Genomic DNA, 17,888 nt, shown 5'->3' on the forward strand with positions numbered 1-17,888 from the left:
CCTCCGGTCACTTGACGGCTCCACTGGTGATTCCGGACACGATCTTTCGCTGGCCGACGAGGAACACGGCGACCATGGGCAGGCTCATCACCACGACGTACGCGAAGACGAGATGCCAGTTGTTGAGGTAGAGCTGGGCGCTGGCGACCTGGTAGAGGTTGAGCGGCAGGGTCGCCCGCTCTCCGCCGCCGAGGACGAAGAACGCGTAGAAGACGTCGCTCCAGGCGTAGAGCATCACCATGATCGTCGCGGTGGCGATCACCGGCCGGAGCAGCGGCAGGACGATCCGCCAGAAGATCCGTGACGGCGTCGCCCCGTCCATCCGGGCCGCCTCCTCCAGTTCCGTGGGGATGGCGCGGATGAACCCGGTCATGAAGAAGATCGACGTCGACAGATACATGCCGGTGTAGACGGCGATCATGCCCGGCCTGGTGTTCGCCAGGCCCATCTGCCGCAGCTCCATCACGATGGTGATGACGGCGGGCGGCAGCAGAAGTCCGCTGATGCACAGCGCGTACGCCGCCGAGACCAGCTTCGACTTGCGACGGGCGAAGACCCAGGCGGCGCCCGCGCCCAGAATCAGCACCAGGGCCACCGAAGGCACCACGACCAGCAGCGAGTTGAGGAAGCCGCGCAGCATCTCGCCCTCGCTGACGGCGTCCGCGTAGTTGCTCGCGGGCTGCCAGTGCCCGGGCAGGTCCAGGTTCGGCTCGATCGCCTCGGCCTGCGGCTTGGCCGAGGTGACGGCGACCAGCCACAGCGGTACACCGACGGCCAGCACCGCGATCAGCACGACGAGGGAAGGGCGGCCGTACCGCCACACCGCGGTCACAGCGTCTGCTCCCTTCGCCGGAGCCCGACGACCAGCGGAATCGCCACGGCGACCACCACCAGGAACAGCACGAGGCTCATCGCGGAGGCCTGGGCGTACAGGCCCTGTCCGAAGATCCGGAACATGTAGATGTTGAAGACCTCCGTGGAGGCCGCGGGGCCGCCGCCGGTCGTGGCCTGCACGATGTCGAAGGTGTTCATCGAACCGATGAGCGCCGTGGTGACGTTGAAGGTGACGGCCGGCGCCAGCATCGGCCAGCGCACCGACCAGAACGTCCGCCAGGGCCCCGCCCCGTCACACTTCGCGGCCTCCAGCATCTCGCCGGGGATGCCCTTGAGCCCGGCCAGATAGATCAGCATCGACAGGCCCATCCACTTCCAGCCGTGGATGAGTGTGACGATCACCAGCGTCCAGGTCGTCGAACCCAGCCAGGGGATGTCCGTCCCCAGCAGGGAGTTGACGGCCCCGTCCTGGTCGAGCAGCGCCTGGAAGACGTAGCCGGTCGCCAGGGCCGAGATCAGCACCGGCAGGAAGAAGACGGCACGGAAGAACCGGTTGAAGCGGCTGTCGTCCTCCAGCAGCAGGGCCAGCACGAGCCCGAAGCCGTTCTGGAACAGCGCGGCCAGCAGCGCGTACACCAGGGTCGTGCGGATCGCCCGCAGCAGCGAGCCGTCCTCGGCGATGGTCTTGAAGTTGTCGAGGCCCGTGAAGGCGATGTCCGCGTGGTACGAGGACCAGTTGGTGAACGGGTAGTAGAAGTTGAGCAGGTTCGGCACCAGGAAGAAGCCGGCGAAGACGACGATCGCGGGCAGCGCGAACCACCAGGGGTGGTGCACGGCCGCGCGTGGCAGCCGCCCCACCTTCTTCGGCGCGCCCCTGACCGGCGCGGGCTTGGTACGTACGACCGTGTCCGCCATCGTCAGAACCCGGGCGCGCCCTGGGCCTTGGCCACCTGTGCGAACTGGTCCTGGATCGCCTGCGCGACCTGCTGCGGGCTCTTCTTGCCGAAGATCATGTCGGCCAGGTAGAGGTGGGTGTCCGGGGCGACGATCGCCTTGGCCTGGAATACGCCGATGGCCTTGGGCAGGGCCGCCACCTGGGCCTTGGACGTCTCGGGCAGTCCGCCGGGGGTGGGCACCTCCGGTTGCACGGACGGGATCTTCATCGTCTTGATGTAGTCCGGGTAGTCCGGCCCCAGCCAGAAGGCGAGGAACTGCCGGGCCGCGTTCTGCCGCTTGTCGTCACCGGTCTTGAAGGCGACGACACCGTTGGTCTGGTCGGGCGAGTACAGCCCGGTGGCCGAGGAGTTGGCGACCGGGAACCAGCCGATCTTCTTGTCGATCTCGGCGGTGGAGTACTTGGCCTGCAACTGGCTCTGGAAGGAGGTGACGTTGAGGACCATGCCGGCCTCGCCCTTCCACAGGGCGTCGGCCTGCCCGGTGAACGTGCCCGTCCGGTAGTTCTTCTGGGCGAGCCCTGCGTCGAGCAGCTTCTCCTTGTACTTCTTGATGGCGCCGACGACGACGGGGTCGGTCCACTTCTTCTTGCCCGTGTTCAGATCGGCCCACCACTGCTGGTCGAGGTCGGTGAGCTGGACCTGCATCTGCCACTGGAGCGGCCACTTGTCGCCGCCGGCCTCGTAGAAGGCGGCGGCGTCGGACTTGTCGACGACCTTGCGGCCGAGGGCGAGCAGGTCGTCGTAGGACGTGGGGAAGTCCTTCTCGGCGATGCCCGCCTGCTTGAAGACGTCCTTGTTGTAGTAGACGCCGAGCATGGCGGGGCTGGTGACGATCGCCGCGTACCGCTTGCCGTCGATCATGCCGAGCGACTTCTCGGTCTCGCCGAGCTCGGCCTCCCACGGCTCCCCGTCCAGGGTCAGGAGGTTCTGCTTCGGCTGGATGAACGGCAGGGTGGAGATCGAGGGCTGCCAGAACATCAGGTCGGGGCGGTCGCCGGACGCCAGCTTCGTCGGCACGTTCTGCTCGTAGAGGTCCGGGATGGCCTGGGTGTCGACCTGGGCGCCGGTGGCCTTCTCGAAGGCGTCGATGACCTGCTTGGGCGCGTTCACCGTGTTCTGCGCGGTCCACATGGTCAGCTTCACGCCGTCGAGGCGGGCGGTGGGGTCGACCTCCGCCTTCTTCCCGCCCGAACCGGAGTCGCCGGAGTCCCCGGCGGTCGGGTCACTGCACGCGGTGGCGGCCAGGCCGGCGGCACATATCAGTGCCAGGGCGGGGAGAACTCTTCTCTTCATCACGAGCCTTTCCGGAGCAGGCGGTGCGGTTCAGGAAGCGGTACTCACAACTGCTGGGCGGATGTGCGGTGTTCAGTGACCGGCGGGCGGTGGCCCCGAGCTCTCCCGCACCACCAGCTCGGGTACGGACACGGGGTGCGGGGCGACCTGCGCCGACTCCTCCAGCACCCCGTGCAGCAGGGCGAACGCGGACCGCCCGAGGCCGGTGAAGTCCAGGCGTACGGTCGTCAGGGACGGGGTGAGGAAGGCGGAGTGCGGGGCGTCGTCGAAACCGGCCACGCTGACCTCGCCCGGTACCGAGCGGCCGGCCTCGTGCAGGGCGCGGAGCACGCCGAGCGCGAGATCGTCGTTGCCGCACAGGATCGCCGTGACGGACGGGTCGCCCGCCAGCTTCAGCCCGGCCGCGTGGCCGCCCGCCGGTCCCCAACTGCCCTGTACGGGGCGGGGCTCCTGGGCACCGGCCTCCTTCAGCGCCTGCCGCCAGCCGCTGGTGCGGGCGCTGGTGCGGCGCGTGCTGGACGGGATGGCGACATAGTGCACGGTCTCGTGGCCGAGGGAGAGCAGATGCCGGGTCGCCTGGTAGGCGGCCTCGCGGTCGTCGGTCCACACCCACGGGAGGTCGCCGCCGGGCGGACTCGCCGGGGTCTCGACCACGCCGACCACCGGCAGCGTCGCGGGCACGGCTCCCAGCGCCCGGACACCGGCCGGATCGTAGGCGATCACGATGAGCCCGCCGCCCGCGTCCGCCGCGCGCTGCACCTCCGCGGCCACGGCCGCGTCGTCGGCGGACTCCAGCACCCCGATCCCGACCGCGTACGACGCGGCGCGGGCGGCCTCCTCGATGCCCTGGAGGATCGAGGCGTAGCCGTAGTGGGTGGTGTTCGCGGTCAGCACGGTCACGGCCCGGCTGCGTCCGCTGGCCAGGGCGAGGGCGGTCGCGTTGCGACGGAAGCCCAGTTCGTCGATGGCGGCGAGCACCCGATCCCGGGTGGACGGCCGGACGCTCGGATGGCCGTTGATCACCCGAGAGACCGTCTGATAGGAGACCCCCGCCGCGGTCGCGACGTCCCTGATGCTCGCCGGGCGCCTTGTGTGACCGGTCACATTCATGCGAGGATTGTGACCGGTCACACTTGGGTCGTCAAGAGACCGTAACGAGGGATTCACGCGGACCTCCGCTCCCGGAGAACGGGGCGGGGTCAGGAGGGGGAGCACCTTGACCGGCACGGCGGAAGCGGCGCACATGGCCTCCAACCAGCGGCAGAACGACTTCACTTGGGGACATGAGACCCTCCGGGCACGGTTCGCCGTCGCCGCCGACGGGACCCTGAGCCTGGTCGAACTGGCCGGGCCCGACGGCGAAGGTCCCGCCGCCCCTGACTCCGCGCTCCCGCTCGTGGAGCTCACCGCCCTCGGCCACGGAAGCGGCTGGTCCGGCCCCCGCTTCACGGGCACGGCCTTCGGCGCACGGCTCGCCTACCGGGCCCACCGCACGGGCAGCCGCGACGGCTGGGACTGGCTGACCGTCGAACTCCACGACCCGGCCACCGGGTTGACGGCGTTCGCCGAGCTGACGTCACCCACCGGCCTGCCCGTCCTGCGCTCCCGCGTCCGGCTGCGCAACGAGGGCGGGGAGCCCCTGGTCGTCCAGTCCGTCAGCAGCCTGCTGCTCGGCGGTCTGCCCTCACCGGACGCCCTCGACGTCCACCGCGCCCGCAACGACTGGCTCGCCGAGTGCCGCTGGTACGCCGAGCCGCTGCGCGCCGCCGTCGCCGACATCAACATGGACGTCCACGAGCACGACAGCCGGGCCGCCCTCGCCCTCACCGGGCGCGGCAGCTGGCCCACCGACGGCCATCTGGCCATGGGGGCGCTGACCGAGCGGGACGGCGGCCGGGCCTGGGTGTGGCAGGTGGAGTCCCCGGCCGGCTGGCGCTGGGACGTCGGCCAACGCGCCCACGGCACCTACCTGGCCCTGAACGGCCCCACGGACGCGGAGCACCAGTGGCGGCTCCGGCTCGCACCGGCCGAGGAGTTCACCACCGTCCCAGGGGCCCTCGCACTCGGCTCCGGACTCGACACCGCGATGGGCGCCCTCACCTCCTACCGCCGGGCGATCCGCCGCCCCCACCCGGACCACACCGCCCTCCCCGTCGTCTTCAACGACTACATGAACACCCTCATGGGCGACCCGACCACGGCCAAACTCCTGCCGCTGATCGACGCCGCCGCCGACGCAGGCGCGGAGTACTTCTGCATCGACTCGGGCTGGTACGACGACGACACCCGAGGCTGGTGGGACAGCGTCGGCGCCTGGCAGCCCTCGCCGCGCCGCTTCCCCGACGGCGGCATCCAGGCGGTCCTGGACCGGATCAGGGAGCGCGGCATGGTGCCCGGGCTGTGGCTGGAGCCGGAGGTCGTCGGTGTGCGCAGCCCCGTCGCGTCCGAACTCCCCCCAGAGGCGTTCTTCCAGCGCGACGGCGTACGCCTGACCGAACAGGGCCGTCACCAGCTCGACCTGCGGCATCCGGCCGCCCGGGCCCACCTCGACAAGACGGTCGACCGGATCGTCGGCGACTGGGGCGTGGGCTATCTCAAGCTCGACTACAACATCCTGGTCGACCCGGGCACCCAGGCACCCGGCGACCTCGCACCGGGAGCGGGCCTCCTCGGCCACGCCCACGCGTACCTCGACTGGCTCTCCGCCGTCCTGGACCGCCACCCCGGCCTCGTCGTCGAGAACTGCGCCTCGGGCGGCATGCGCATGGACGGCGCCACCCTGGCCGTCGCCCAGCTTCAGTCCACCAGCGACCAGCAGGACCCGCTGCGCTACGCGCCCATCGCCGCCGCAGCGCCGAGCGCGGTCCCGCCCGAGCAGGGCGCCGTCTGGGCCTACCCACAGCCCGGGTTCGACGACGACCTGATCACCTGGACCCTGGGCGGGGCCCTGCTCGGCCGCATCCACCTCTCGGGCCACCTCAACCGCATGTCCGAGCACCAACTGGCCCTCGTACGGGACGCGGTCACGGTCTACAAGTCGATCCGCGGCGACCTCGCCCGGGCCCTGCCCTTCTGGCCGCTCGGCCTGCCCGGCTGGACGGACGAGTGGCTGGCCCTGGGCCTCAGGGGCCCCGGCGACCGCACGGCCTACCTCTCGGTCTGGCGCCGCGGCGGACCGGCCGAACTACGCGTCCCCCTACGGCACCTCGCGGGCCGGGCCGTCCGGGCGGAGGTCCTGCACCCGACCATGGCCGGGGCCGGCCGGGCGGTGTGGCAGGGGGACGTGCTGTCGGTGACGGTGCCGCGCACGCCCGGGGCGTTGCTGATCCGGCTCACGCAGGACGACTAGGCGGGGCGGCGCCGCGCGTCACTCCCGAACGGCAGCCCGCTCGCGTGCCGCGTTGCGTTCCCGGGCCTGATCGCGGGCGTCACGGCGGAACGCCCATGCCATGTCCGGCTCCATCACCCAGCGGAACAGCCGCTGTACCGGCGGGGTGCACAGCGCGGTCACGACGACGGCGGCGACGGCCGTGACGACGATTGCGCCCAGGGGCCCGTGGATCCACGCCGGGTCGTACCAGCCCCAGAACTTGGAGCCCTGGGCGACGAAGCCGTGCAGCAGATAGCCGTACAGCGTGCCCGCGCCCAGAACCGTGAACCAGGCGTGGCGTCCCGGTACCCAGGAGAGGAAGCAGGCGACCAGGACCAGCGAGCAGCCGAAGATCACCAGCGTCATGAGGGGCCCGGACCAGGAGGGCGCCGCGAGTTCCTCCGCGCTGTCGCGGTGGTAGAACCAGGCGCCCGTCATCCGCGGCACCGCCCAGTAGGCCACGGCCAGGGCGGCGGCGAAGACCGGCACGGCGAGGATGCGCACCTTGCGGCGGCGCACCAGCCGGAAGTGCTCCGGCTTCAGGCACAGGCCGAGGACGAAGTACGGCAGGAACTGCAGGGTGCGCTGCAGATCGAGGTCGTTGCCGATGTCCGGCGAGAGCGTCGCCAGCATCGCGATGGCGAGCGCGACCGGCAGCGGCCACCGCACATGCCGCCACACCGGCGTGGTCAGCCGCCAGACGAACAGCGCCACCAGGAACCAGGTCAGATAGAGCGGGTCCAGCAGGCTGATCGGCCGGTCGGGCTCCTGGTCGGTCCACCGGGTGAACAGGGTGTACGCCGTCTCGAAGACGACATACGGCACGGCCAGCCCGGTGATCAGACGTCTGATCCGCCCCGGGGCGGCGTCGAAGGAGCGCGAGAAGTAGCCGGAGATGATGATGAACGCCGGCATGTGGAAGGCGTACACCACCATGTACAGGGCGCTCGCCGCCCGGCTGCCGTCCCGCAACGGCTCCCAGGAGTGCCCCATGGCCACCAGCACGATCGCCAGATACTTGGCGTTGTCGAAGAACGCGTCCCGCTGCCCGGACCGCTGCGCGGGGGCGGCGGCCTCGGAGGCGTCCTTCCGTCCCCGCCCGCCGTCGGCCGGCGCGACGGCGCGCATGCGCAGGGTGTCCTCGCTCATCGCGCCTCCCGCACACGGTGGGGGGAACCGGAACGGGCGCGGGCGCATCTTGCCGGAGATACGGCAGTGGGGTGCCGGTGAGACATCCCCGCCGCCTCACCGCTGCGGGGCGCGGTAAACCGCTTTCCGGTGCGATGTCGTATGGATCACAGCCGCAGCCGCAGCCGCAGCCGCAGCCGCAGCCACGGCGACGGTCACAGCCACAGCCACAGCCACGGCGACGATGCCGCCACGCCGGACGCCGGGAAGCGTGCCGGCACCGTCGCACGCGGCGTGTCAGCTCACCGAGCAGGCGTTGCCGTTCAGCGTGAACGCCGTGGGACTGGGGTTCGCGGACCCACGGGTGGCCGTGAAGCCGAGGGTGACCGAGCCCGCCGCGGGGATCGTCGCCGTGTACGAGGCGGCCGCGACGCTGACCGCGGAGCCGCTCTGCGTCGCCGTACCGCCCCAGAGGTTGGTGACGCGCTGGCTGTCCGGGAAGGCCCAGCGCAGCGTCCAGCCGTTGATCGCCGACGTGCCGGTGTTGCGCAGGACGATCTCGCCCTGGAAGCCGCCGGGCCAGCTGCTCGTCACCCGGTAGCCGACACCGCAGGCCGACGGTGAGCCGCCGGGGGAGGTCGTGACCGTCACCGTGGCCGAGCGGGGCGACTTGTTGCCCGCGGCGTCACGGGCGTAGACGGCGAAGGTGTGGGAGGTGGACGGGGAGAGGCCGGTGACGGTGGCGGAGGTGCCCGTCGTGGTGGTGGCGGTGGTCTCGGTCGCGCCACTGACCCGGACGACGTCATAGCCCGTGACGCCGGTGGCGTCCGTGGCGGCGGACCAGGCCAGCTTCACGGACGACGAGGTCACCTCCGAGGCGGTCGGTGTGCCGGGAGCCGTCGGGGGAGTGGTGTCACCGCCGCCCGAGGAGAAGACCGTGGCTTCCTTCGAGGTCGCGGCGATGCCGTTGGCGCCGTTGAAGACGCGCTGACCCCAGGAACTGAGCCGCGTGCGGTCGAACTCGATCGCCAGGTCGAGGATCGGGTCGGTGTTGCCGCTCCAGGACCAGGCCAGGTAGCCGAGCCGCAGCTGTTGGGCCACGGCCATCATGGTGTCCTCGTCGGGGTCGCCGTACTGGTCCGCCGGTCCTCCGAACTCGCCGATGAGGATGGGGAGTTTGGCGTTGACGAAGGCGTTCAGATAGTCGGTGATCTCCTGGGCGGTGTCGTAGACGCTGTACATGTGGATCGAGAAGATCAGGTTGCCGGTGGGGTCGGCGTCGTAGACGGACTTGGCGTTGGCGCGCATCACGCCCTGCCAGTCCTGGCCCCAGTTGGGCGCGTCCACCATGATCGTGTGCGCGAATCCGGCGTTGCGCAGCTTCTTGACGGCGGCGATGGTGGGATTGGTCCACCCCGCGGGATTGGTGTTGCCCCAGGGCTCGTTGCCGATGTTGATGATGACGTAGTCCTCTTGACCGGCGAGCACCTCTTTCAGTCCGATCCAGTAGTCGGCGGCGTGGTCGAGGGTCCCGGCCGCGGACTCCTCCCCGTAGCCGGTGGTGTCGTGCACCTCCAGCACGCAGATGAGCCGGTTGGCCTTGCACCGGGCGATGACACTCGCCACGTCCTGCGCGCTGTTCTTGGTCCAGCGGTGCCCGTCGGAGAGGACGACGCGGACGGTGTTGGAGCCCAGCGACTTGACGTCGGCCAGCGACTGCGTCTCACCCGGGTACCAGGTGTGGGCGTGGTTGACGCCGCGCATCACGAAGTCGTTCCCGGAGGCCTCCACGAGACGGCCGTTCTCGATACGCAGGCCGGTGGCGGCGGCCTGTGCCGGAGTGCTGAAAGAGAGTAAGGAGAGCAGAAGTCCCAGGAGGGCGGCGGCCACTCCGGCCACTCGTGGGACGGATGCGGTGCGAGATCTCATAGCGGCTCCAGAGAAGAGGAGTTGACGGACAGTCGGGCCCGCGCCGGGTGTCAGGCGGCCGGGGTCTTCGCCGTGCACGTGACGGTCGCCGCCGGGGTCCCGGCCGTTGCCGGTGCGGTGGCGACAAAGCCGAACGTGGCGCTCGCACCGGGGGCCAGTGCGCCGTTCCACGCCGCGTTCGTGACGGTGGCCGTGCCGTCGGCGGCCGTCGTGTGGGTGCCGTTCCAGACCTGGGTGAGACGCGCGCCGCCCGCCGGTACGACGGTCGCGGTCCAGCCCGAGGCGGCGGAGGCGGACGCGTTCGTCACCGTCACCTCGCCCTGATAGCCGCCCTGCCAGGAGGAGACGGCCCGGAACCGCGCGGTGCAGGCCCCGGGTTCCTCGCCGGGGTCACCGGGATCACCCGGGTCCTGCGGGACGCCCCCGTCGAGGACGGCCGCCAGGGCCGGGTACCAGCGGGCGGCGATCTTGTCGTCGCCGGAGGCGTTGGGGTGCACGCCGTCATAGGTGTCGGCGGCCGTGCTGAACCCCGTCCACTGGTCGACCACCGTGACCGGGGAACGGTCGGTGCTGGTCGCCCGCGCCCAGGCGGGAATCGCCGCGTTGAAGTCGACGACGCGCTGCGCACAGGCCGCGCAACTGCCCGGGTTCATCGGGATGAGCTGCGCGACGAGGACCCGCATGTCCGGATCGGAGGCCCGCATCTGCGCCACGAGCTTGGTGTAGGCGGCGAGGATGCGGTCGGGGGCGATGCTGCTCCACACGTCGTTCGTGCCGAAGTGCATGACAACGATGTCCGGGCGGGTGGCGGCCAGCCTCCCCGGCAGCAGGTTCTGGTCGGCGACGTTCGTCACCAACTCGCCGCCGTGACCCTCGTTGTCGCCGTCGTGCGCCTGCCCGCACCCCTGCGTGGGGAGGGTGCCGACGAAGTCGATGTCCTTGTAGCCGCTGTTCACCAGCCGGTTCCACAACACCGCCCGCCAGCAGCCCGGCGAGCCGGTGATCGAGTCGCCGAGCGGCATGACGCGGACGGGGTCCGCGGCCGGGGCGGCCGTCGCTCGGGGTGCGACGGTCAGGCCGAGGGGGAGGAGCAGGGTGGCCAGGAGGCCGAGAACCGTGACGATCCGTAAGTGCGGGGACGAGCGGGCGGTTCTGCGCATGGTGGTCCCTTCCCTGGGTGAGGTGGGAGCGCTCCCATGACATCAAGCCACTGTTGTCATTGACGCGTCAAGAGGTGGGCGGGCCGGGCCGACCACTTGAGGGTGGGTTCGGTTCGAGGCGGCGGTTCAGGTCGCGGCGCGGTGTGCAGGGGGTTGCACCTTCCGTAGCGGCATGTGGTCCGGTGGACTTACGTGCCGATGCCTTGAGGAAAGGTCCCTGCTCATGCGTTCGTCTTTCATGCCACCCCGTCAGGTCAAGATCGGGGACGCGGCGGCCTTCGTCGGCAGCACGCCACGGGCGATTCGCCATTACCACGAGATCGGCCTCCTCCCCGAGCCTGAGCGGGGCGGCGACGACCGCCGCCGCTACGGGTACGAGGACATGATCCGCTTGCTGTGGATTCGCAAGATGGCCGACGCCGGTATCGCCCTGGACGACATCCGTGACGCCTTCACCACCGGCACCGCTTCCGCCCGTGCGGACAGCGGAGAAGGGATCGCGGGCATCCTGGAGCGGTTGGAGGAGACCCTCGCCGAGCAGGAGGCGGAATTGCGGCGTCAACGGACCGCCGTGCAGCGGATGCGCACCGAGGGCAGCCGGATGGGCCTGCTCTCCGACTTCGTCACCGAACGCCTCAAGAGCCTGCCCGAGGGCTCCCTGCGTCAGGCGGACCTGGACAGTCTGCTGGTCACCGAGCGGATCTTCGGCCCGCTCGGCGCGGCCGTCCAGGCCACCCGCTTCGTAGTCCTGGCCACGCATCCCGCTCTGCGGGAGGATTCCGACCGCATCGATGACGCCGAGGAGGCGCTCGATGACAGCGTCGCCGTCGATGATCCACGGGTGGCTCAAGTGGCCGTCGAGCGGCATGCCTTCGAAACCGCCCTGCAGGCCGTCATCGAGGAGTCCGGCCTGGGTGAGGACGACGATGCCCTCTTCGATGCCTGGGACACTGTGCACCCTGCCACCGCCGATGACGGCGAGGGCGAGGCCGACTCCATGAGCGTGTTCGAAGCCACCCGCAAGATGCCGTACGACTTCTCCCCGGCCCGCCAGCGCTGTATGGAACTGGCGGAAGAACTGTCCGCCCAAGACTCACCCACTACCTAGGACGCGGCCTAGGCGGATGCGCCCGATGTGTCGTCGAGACCCGGCGGGTCTGTCGTGGTCGCCTCGTCGTCCTGTTCGAGCGGTGCGTCGGGAGCGCTCGGACCGGCCGCGCCGGGTGGGGGCGTGGTGGGCTCGGCCTGTACCGCGCGCGGCCGGTAACCACGGGGCCGGGACCGGAAGATGCCGTCGTTCATCGCTGCTCCGAGGTGAGGAATTCCAGTACTTCGATGTCGTCGAGACGGATGTAGAGACCCTGGGTCCGGTCCACCCTCGACAGGAACCTGCCGTCGGGGGCGAGCCGCCAGGCCGACTCCAGGAACAGGTCGTAGGTGGAGGCGGGGTGGGAGGACGCGTAGGAGCCCGCCCCGTACCAACCGCCCACCCAGGAACCGCTCTTGAGGCGGGCGCGGAGGAAGCACGGCCCCAGGCCGGCGAAGACGTGGTCCCAGGCAGAGGGGGCGGCGACGTACCGGGCCGGGCGGCCCCGGCGCTGCCACAGCGACACCGCGCACGCGGCGGCGGCCGGGACGACGATGAGCAGCAGCAGCGCGAGCACGGCGGCCGGACGCGGGGACGCGGAGAGCTTCTCCCACCGTGCCGCCGACAGGGGCAGTCGGTCGGTGAGCACCCTCCCGAAGACCAGGACGTAGGCGATGTCCAGGACGAGGGAGGCGGCGAGGGCCCGCAGCAGCCGCTCGCCGAGGTCGGCGTGCCGCACGGACGGGCCGCGGGCGTGTTCCCGGGTGAACTGGTAGGTCACGCCCGGCAGTACGGCGACGATCACGACAGCGAGCTGGACGAAGGTCGTGGGCACGCGGTCACCTCCAGTCGCCGTACAACTGGAACGGCGCCCAGTGGTAGGGGTCGTCGAAGACGAGCCGGTCCGGGGGCAGTTCGTCGAGGCCGGAGAGGACCTGGTCCAGTTCTGCCCGCTCCTCCGGGGCCACGACCAGGGGCCGCTTGGACAGGCAGTACTGCCGCACCGCCCGCGCGGGGGTCCGGCGTAGGGCGAGCTGGGCCTGCCGCAGTGCCTCGGCCCGGGCGACACCTCGGCTCAGCCGGGCGTAGAAGTCGTCCAGCAGCAGGGCCGCCGACAGGTCGTCCACCTTCCAGAGCGTGGCCAGCACGGACCTCGCGCCCGCCTGGAGGAAGGCGCGTACCAGCCCGAAGCGTTCCTCGGCGAGGTCGAGGGAGCCCAAGCCGCTCTCGCAGGCGCCGATCGTGACCAGCCCGACGCGCAGCCGCAGATCCACCACGTCGTACGCGGTCAGCCTCTCGTCGCGGCCCAGGACGACGGCGGACGTCTCATGCCGGCCGGGCCGGAACTCTCCGTGGCAGGCCAGGTGGAGCACGTCGTACGGGCGGGCGGACAACTGCGCGAGCAGTTGGCGCTTTCCGGACACGGTGGTGGCGTCGGGGAGGTGCGCGGTGACGGCGTGGGTCTCCAGGGAGGCGAAGACCAGGGCGTCTTCGGAGGTGCGGTCCGCGATGAGCAGGGCGGAGGCGGGGGTGGCGGGCGGTTCGGCGTCGCCCAGGCAGAGTCGCATCAGGGAGGCGCTCGGCGAGAAGCACACCGGGTTGCGGTCGCTCAGGGCCCCGCCGTCGGGCAGTCCGACGGCGTGCAGGGGCACGTGGTGGAGGAGCCCGTCGGGCACCAGCCACACCGTCTCCCCGGGGCGGCTGTGGCGGACCGCCGCCTCCACCAAGGGACGGAAGGGCGTGTCCCACGGGGTCGGCGCGAGGTGCCGGTCGTCCGGTTCGATGCCCCTGAGGGCGTCGCGCAGTGCGGCATGGTCCGCCGGGGTGTGGGCGATGGTGACGAGTCGGGGAGCCGAGTCGTCGGCGCGCAGCAGGAAGACGAGCGTTTCGTCCTCGTCGTGCCAGTACGCCATGAGGAGCGTCTCCGGGCCGATCGTGGCGAGCAACTCGCTCACCTGGCCGAACTCCGACACGCCGCGTTGCCGGTTCAGCTCCGCGTGCCCCAGGCTGCCTGTCCGGGCCCGGGCGATGGCTTGCGGGGTCAGCACGGCCCGAGCCGGAGAGGCGTGCCGGTCCTGTCGCTGGTACAGGGACGAAGGCGGAGCTTTCGGCCCATCGGCCATGGTGCGCCGGGCCAGTTCGGCACTGAGTTTCATGGCCCGTACGTTCTCGGTGTGGCTGAACGCCTTCCGCAGTCCGCTGTCCGTGTCCGGGTCGGACAGCAGCAGGCGCAGCGTCTCGCCGGCGTAGAGACGTTTGGCGGCGAGGCCGGACGGCCCCGGCGGGGCAGGGGAGCGTGGGGCGGGCGTCTTGCCCATCGAGCGCAGACTCCGGTCGATCTGGTCGTGCAACCGGTCCAGGGCGTGCACCGATTCGCCGAGCGCCATCATGCTCTCCGCCGCGCTCATGTGCTGCCGCTCGATGCGGGTCCCGGGCTGGTCCGGGCCGTAGCGCTCGATGATCCTTTCCAGCACCACGAGGGCGCGACGCGTCACATCGGCCGGTCCCTCACCTGGCGGCGTCCTCACCTCCGCGACGTCCTCGGTCAGCCGTCTGCCGGTACCGGGCGTCAACTCCACCCCCTTGGTCGACTGGGCGGTCCGGAAGTACGACGGCCCGCCCGACGCTTCCCGGAGGTCGCGTTCGACGAAGTAGCGGTTCACGTCGTAGACGGCGGCGTCCCACAGCGCGCCCGCGACCCAGGGCGTCATGCCGTCGGTCTCCAGGTCGGCGAGACCCCCGTCCGCCGGCAGACCCCGGAGGGAGGCGAGCAGTTCGAGTGCCTCCTCCCGCATGGTGACGTGGTGGGCCACCATGGCGGCCGTCAGAATCGCGTTGTGCTGGGCCGGTCCGTCGTGCCGTCCGGCCGCCGTGCGCTCGCGCAGCAGGGCACGCAGTTCGGCCGCCGCCCGGTTGGGGTTGTCCCCGCGCCGTGCGCTCACCGCGGCGGCGCACACCCGGTACAGCTCCGCCCACTGAGGCTTGCCGAGCAGCCCGAAGTCCTGTGCCGCGCCCCGCGCCTCCTCGTGGGCCTCTTCCGGCCGGTCGAGATTGCCCCAGGTCACGACTGCGGTGGCCTGTACGAGGACGGTGGCCGTGAGGTGGGCGCGCAGCATCGAGGGCCTGGCTCCCCGCAGCACGGCGTCGGCGTTCATCTCCACGGCGAGCAGAGCGTTGTCGGCCAGGATCAACCACTCCAAGGTCTCCTGCGCGCCCTCGTGCAGCAGGAAGTCCGTCCGGACGTCCCGCGTCTTCTCGGTCAGCGCGCCGCGGTAGGACTGCCAGGCGTACGTCGTCAGCGCGACGACGGCCCGGTAGTCGGGCCCGATCGGCCGGGCCAGGACGCGGTCGAAGGCCCAGGACGCGAGTGCGGAGTCGTAGGCGGGACCGCTGCCGCCGCGCAGGCGGGCCCATGCGGGCCGCCACAGGAGGCTTCGGTCCACTCGGCCCATGGCCCAGGCCGCGAGGACTTCCACGGCGAGGACGAAGACCGTGGCGACCAGCAGTTCACGGCGGGGCTGGAACACCCCGGCGAGCAGGAACATCATGCTGCCCCGACCGAGGACGACGCGCGGCGCCCGCAGCAGCAACTGCCCTCCCTTCGACGGCACATGAGGGGCCGATGCGGCGAGGGCCAGCCCGATGACGGTGGCGCCTGCCAGCAGCACGCCTCCTCCGACACCGGTCAGCACCGGGACGGAGGACCAGACGTCCGCGAGCCACTCGCCGGGCGGGGTGGCCGCGACCGCGACGGCGGGGACGACGGCGAGCGGACGCAGCCGCCGTCGCAGGAGAGCCGGACGGAGCAACTCCCGGGTGGCCCAGGTGCTCAGTGCCATTCGCAGCGAGATCAGTACGGCGCAGACCATGGCGAGCGGGAAGAGCGGCGCGGGCAGCGTCGGCAGCAGCGGCACCGCGACCGGCGGCGTGATCATGGCGAACAGGTTGGACCGGCGGGCCCACCGCAACCGCAAGGGCGGGGCGGCGGAGCCTGCGAGGGCCTCGCGCCAGCGCTCGGGCGCGCCGTCACGTGCCCGGCGGCGCATGACCGCCTCGAACAGAGCGTCTTGCGGCAGCACTTGTTCCCCCGTCGCCCGCGTGGAGCGTGTGTAGTCGATTCATCACACTCAGTCATCACCACTATAGGTTCGAACGTCGTTCGATCACTCTCGGCGTGAAGTCCCGGCTCTGTCAGAAGTGTTGACCGAGTCGTGAAAGCGTTTTAACTTCCCTTCACCGGACAGGCCGAGGTGAGGGGGAGCCGTGGCAACCGAGTTACGGGAACGAGCAGGTGCGAAGGGGGTGAGTCCTTCCCACCCCGGTCCCGACGGAGTGCGGCGTGAGCGTAAAGGTTTTCAGAGCCGGACGCTTTTCCTGCTCATGCTGCCCGGTGTCGCCTACTTCCTGCTGTTCCACTACGGCGCCCTCGCCGGGAACGTCATCGCGTTCAAGGAGTACGTGCCGTTCGACGGTCTCCTGGGCAGCCCCTGGGTGGGGCTCGGCAACTTCCAGCGCATGTTCGAGGACGCGGCGTTCTGGGACTCGGTCCTCAACACCCTCTGGATCGCCGTCCTCCAGCTCGTCTTCTACTTCCCGGTGCCGCTCGGTCTCGCCCTGCTGCTGCACACCCTCACCTGGAGCTCGGTGCGCCGGTTCGTGCAGTCGGTGGCGTATCTGCCGCACTTCATCTCGTGGGTGATCGTCGTCGCGCTGTTCCAGCAGGTGCTCGGGGACACCGGCCTGCTCAACAGCGGCCTGAGCGGGGCCGGTCTGCACACCGTCGACATCATCGGCAACCCCGACGCCTTCCGGCCGCTCGTCGTCGCCCAGGTCATCTGGAAGGACGCCGGCTGGGGCACGATCATCTTCCTCGCCGCGCTCGCCCAGGTCGACGAGCAGCAGTACGAGGCGGCCGCCATCGACGGCGCCGGACCCTGGCGGCGCTTCTGGCACGTCACCCTGCCCGCCATCCGCCCGGTCGTGGTGCTGCTGCTCATCATGCGGCTCGGCGACATTCTCTCCGTCGGCTTCGAGCAGATGCTGCTGCAGCGCGACGCGGTCGGACCGGAGACCGCCGAGGTCATCGACACCTTCGTCTACTACCAGGGCATCGTCGGCGGCGACTACGGTTTCGCGGCGGCCGCCGGCCTGTTCAAGGGGCTCGTCGGCGCCCTCCTCGTCTACGCGGCCAACAAGGCCGCCCACCGGCTCGGCGAACAGGGGGTCTACCGATGAGCGCGTCCGCCCGGCCCGGGTGGATGGAGAAGCCCCGGCCGCTCACCCAGACCGCGAAGGCGCTCGCCCTGGCCACGGTCGTGCTGCTGGTGTGCGTGCCGTTCCTGGTGATCGTGTCGACGTCCCTGGCCTCCACCCGGGAGGTCGTCGACAACGGCGGCTGGGTGCTGTGGCCCAGCGAGCCCACGCTCGACGCCTACCGTGACATCTTCGACGGCGGCATCGTCACCCACGCCCTCGGCGTCAGCGCGGGCGTGACGATCGTCGGCACCCTGCTCAGCCTCGTCTGCACGGTGACCCTGGCCTACGCGCTGTCCCGCCCGGGCGTCTTCGGCGGCAAACCGGTGCTGCTGCTGGTGCTGTTCACGTTCCTCTTCCCGCCCGGCATGATCCCGAGCTTCCTGCTCGTCAAGGAACTCGGCCTGCTCGACTCGTACGCCTCGCTCGTCCTGCCCGTCCTGGTCAACGTGTTCAACCTGGTCGTGCTGCGCGGCTTCTTCCAGTCGATCCCGGAGGAGCTGTACGAGGCGGCACGGCTGGACGGGGCGGGGGACTGGCGGGTGCTGGTGTCGGTGGTGCTGCCGCTGTCCAAGGCCGCGCTCGCCGTCGTCGGCCTGTTCTACGCCGTCGCCTACTGGAACTCCTGGTTCTACGCCTCGCTGTACCTGGAGAGCGACCACTGGCCGCTCCAGCAGGTGCTGCGCACCTATGTGGTGGCCGGGGCCGGGCTCACCGACGCGACGACCGGCGAGGCGACCGTGACCGCTCCGCAGACCGTGCAGATGGCGGTGCTCGTGATCGCCACCGTGCCGATCCTGCTGGTCTACCCGTTCCTGCAGAAGTACTTCACCAAGGGCGTGCTCACCGGCGCCATCAAGAGCTGACTCAGGCAAGAG

The 17,888-nt window shown here is 70.7% G+C and carries 14 protein-coding genes; 4 read left to right on the forward strand and 10 right to left on the reverse strand.

Annotated features, from left to right (window positions below):
• Positions 1 to 7: 7 nt before the first annotated feature.
• From NNW99_RS35695 to NNW99_RS35710, 4 genes are all read right to left on the reverse strand, one after another.
• Positions 8 to 832: a carbohydrate ABC transporter permease gene (locus NNW99_RS35695; RefSeq protein WP_215123305.1), complete on the reverse strand. Its 825-nt coding sequence runs from the start codon at positions 830 to 832 to the stop codon at positions 8 to 10.
• Positions 829 to 1,749 carry a carbohydrate ABC transporter permease gene (locus NNW99_RS35700; RefSeq protein WP_215123306.1) on the reverse strand — a complete coding sequence of 307 codons (921 nt, stop codon included), beginning with the start codon at positions 1,747 to 1,749 and terminating at the stop codon, positions 829 to 831. Before NNW99_RS35700 ends, NNW99_RS35695 begins: the two co-directional genes overlap by 4 nt.
• A 2-nt stretch (positions 1,750 to 1,751) precedes the next feature.
• On the reverse strand, positions 1,752 to 3,083 hold the full coding sequence (locus NNW99_RS35705; protein WP_215123307.1) for an ABC transporter substrate-binding protein: 1,332 nt from the start codon (positions 3,081 to 3,083) through the stop codon (positions 1,752 to 1,754).
• A 72-nt stretch (positions 3,084 to 3,155) separates the two neighbouring features.
• Positions 3,156 to 4,193, reverse strand: a complete 1,038-nt coding sequence (locus NNW99_RS35710) for a LacI family DNA-binding transcriptional regulator (protein ID WP_215123308.1) — start codon at positions 4,191 to 4,193, stop codon at positions 3,156 to 3,158.
• A 133-nt stretch (positions 4,194 to 4,326) separates the two neighbouring features.
• Here NNW99_RS35710 and NNW99_RS35715 point away from each other — a divergent pair, with 133 nt between their 5' ends.
• Positions 4,327 to 6,432: an alpha-galactosidase gene (locus NNW99_RS35715; protein ID WP_215124568.1), complete on the forward strand. Its 2,106-nt coding sequence runs from the start codon at positions 4,327 to 4,329 to the stop codon at positions 6,430 to 6,432.
• 18 nt (positions 6,433 to 6,450) lie between these two features.
• Here the strand turns inward: NNW99_RS35715 and NNW99_RS35720 are convergent, their stop codons facing one another.
• The 3 genes from NNW99_RS35720 to NNW99_RS35730 form a co-directional block, all read right to left on the reverse strand.
• The gene (locus NNW99_RS35720) at positions 6,451 to 7,602 is read right to left on the reverse strand and encodes an acyltransferase family protein (protein WP_370869181.1); all 1,152 of its coding nucleotides are present in this window, start codon (positions 7,600 to 7,602) and stop codon (positions 6,451 to 6,453) included.
• A 276-nt stretch (positions 7,603 to 7,878) separates the two neighbouring features.
• Positions 7,879 to 9,510, reverse strand: a complete 1,632-nt coding sequence (locus NNW99_RS35725; RefSeq protein WP_215123309.1) for a cellulase family glycosylhydrolase — start codon at positions 9,508 to 9,510, stop codon at positions 7,879 to 7,881.
• 50 nt (positions 9,511 to 9,560) lie between these two features.
• Positions 9,561 to 10,670 (reverse strand): GDSL-type esterase/lipase family protein, encoded by a 1,110-nt coding sequence (locus NNW99_RS35730; protein WP_215123310.1) that lies wholly within the window; start codon positions 10,668 to 10,670, stop codon positions 9,561 to 9,563.
• 223 nt (positions 10,671 to 10,893) lie between these two features.
• On the opposite strand from NNW99_RS35730, the gene NNW99_RS35735 reads away from it, so the two are divergent.
• Positions 10,894 to 11,778, forward strand: a complete 885-nt coding sequence (locus NNW99_RS35735; protein WP_215123311.1) for a MerR family transcriptional regulator — start codon at positions 10,894 to 10,896, stop codon at positions 11,776 to 11,778.
• Positions 11,779 to 11,786: 8 nt separating this feature from the next.
• On the opposite strand, the gene NNW99_RS35740 is transcribed toward NNW99_RS35735, so the two are convergent.
• Genes NNW99_RS35740 through NNW99_RS35750 form a run of 3 tightly spaced genes read right to left on the reverse strand, consistent with a single transcriptional unit; the run spans position 11,787 to position 15,836 of the window.
• Positions 11,787 to 11,972, reverse strand: coding sequence for a hypothetical protein (locus tag NNW99_RS35740; protein ID WP_215123312.1), 186 nt, complete (start codon positions 11,970 to 11,972; stop codon positions 11,787 to 11,789).
• Positions 11,969 to 12,592: a DUF6338 family protein gene (locus NNW99_RS35745; protein WP_215123313.1), complete on the reverse strand. Its 624-nt coding sequence runs from the start codon at positions 12,590 to 12,592 to the stop codon at positions 11,969 to 11,971. Before NNW99_RS35745 ends, NNW99_RS35740 begins: the two co-directional genes overlap by 4 nt.
• 4 nt (positions 12,593 to 12,596) lie before the next feature.
• Positions 12,597 to 15,836: a CHAT domain-containing protein gene (locus NNW99_RS35750; protein WP_215123314.1), complete on the reverse strand. Its 3,240-nt coding sequence runs from the start codon at positions 15,834 to 15,836 to the stop codon at positions 12,597 to 12,599.
• A 301-nt stretch (positions 15,837 to 16,137) separates the two neighbouring features.
• On the opposite strand from NNW99_RS35750, the gene NNW99_RS35755 reads away from it, so the two are divergent.
• A complete protein-coding gene (locus tag NNW99_RS35755; protein ID WP_215123315.1) occupies positions 16,138 to 16,992 on the forward strand; it encodes a sugar ABC transporter permease in 855 nt (284 codons plus the stop codon).
• Positions 16,989 to 17,876, forward strand: coding sequence for a carbohydrate ABC transporter permease (locus tag NNW99_RS35760; RefSeq protein WP_215123316.1), 888 nt, complete (start codon positions 16,989 to 16,991; stop codon positions 17,874 to 17,876). Before NNW99_RS35755 ends, NNW99_RS35760 begins: the two co-directional genes overlap by 4 nt.
• Positions 17,877 to 17,888: the final 12 nt, after the last annotated feature.

This window comes from Streptomyces sp. CRCS-T-1 (assembly GCF_024442335.1).
Lineage (GTDB): Bacteria > Actinomycetota > Actinomycetes > Streptomycetales > Streptomycetaceae > Streptomyces > Streptomyces koelreuteriae.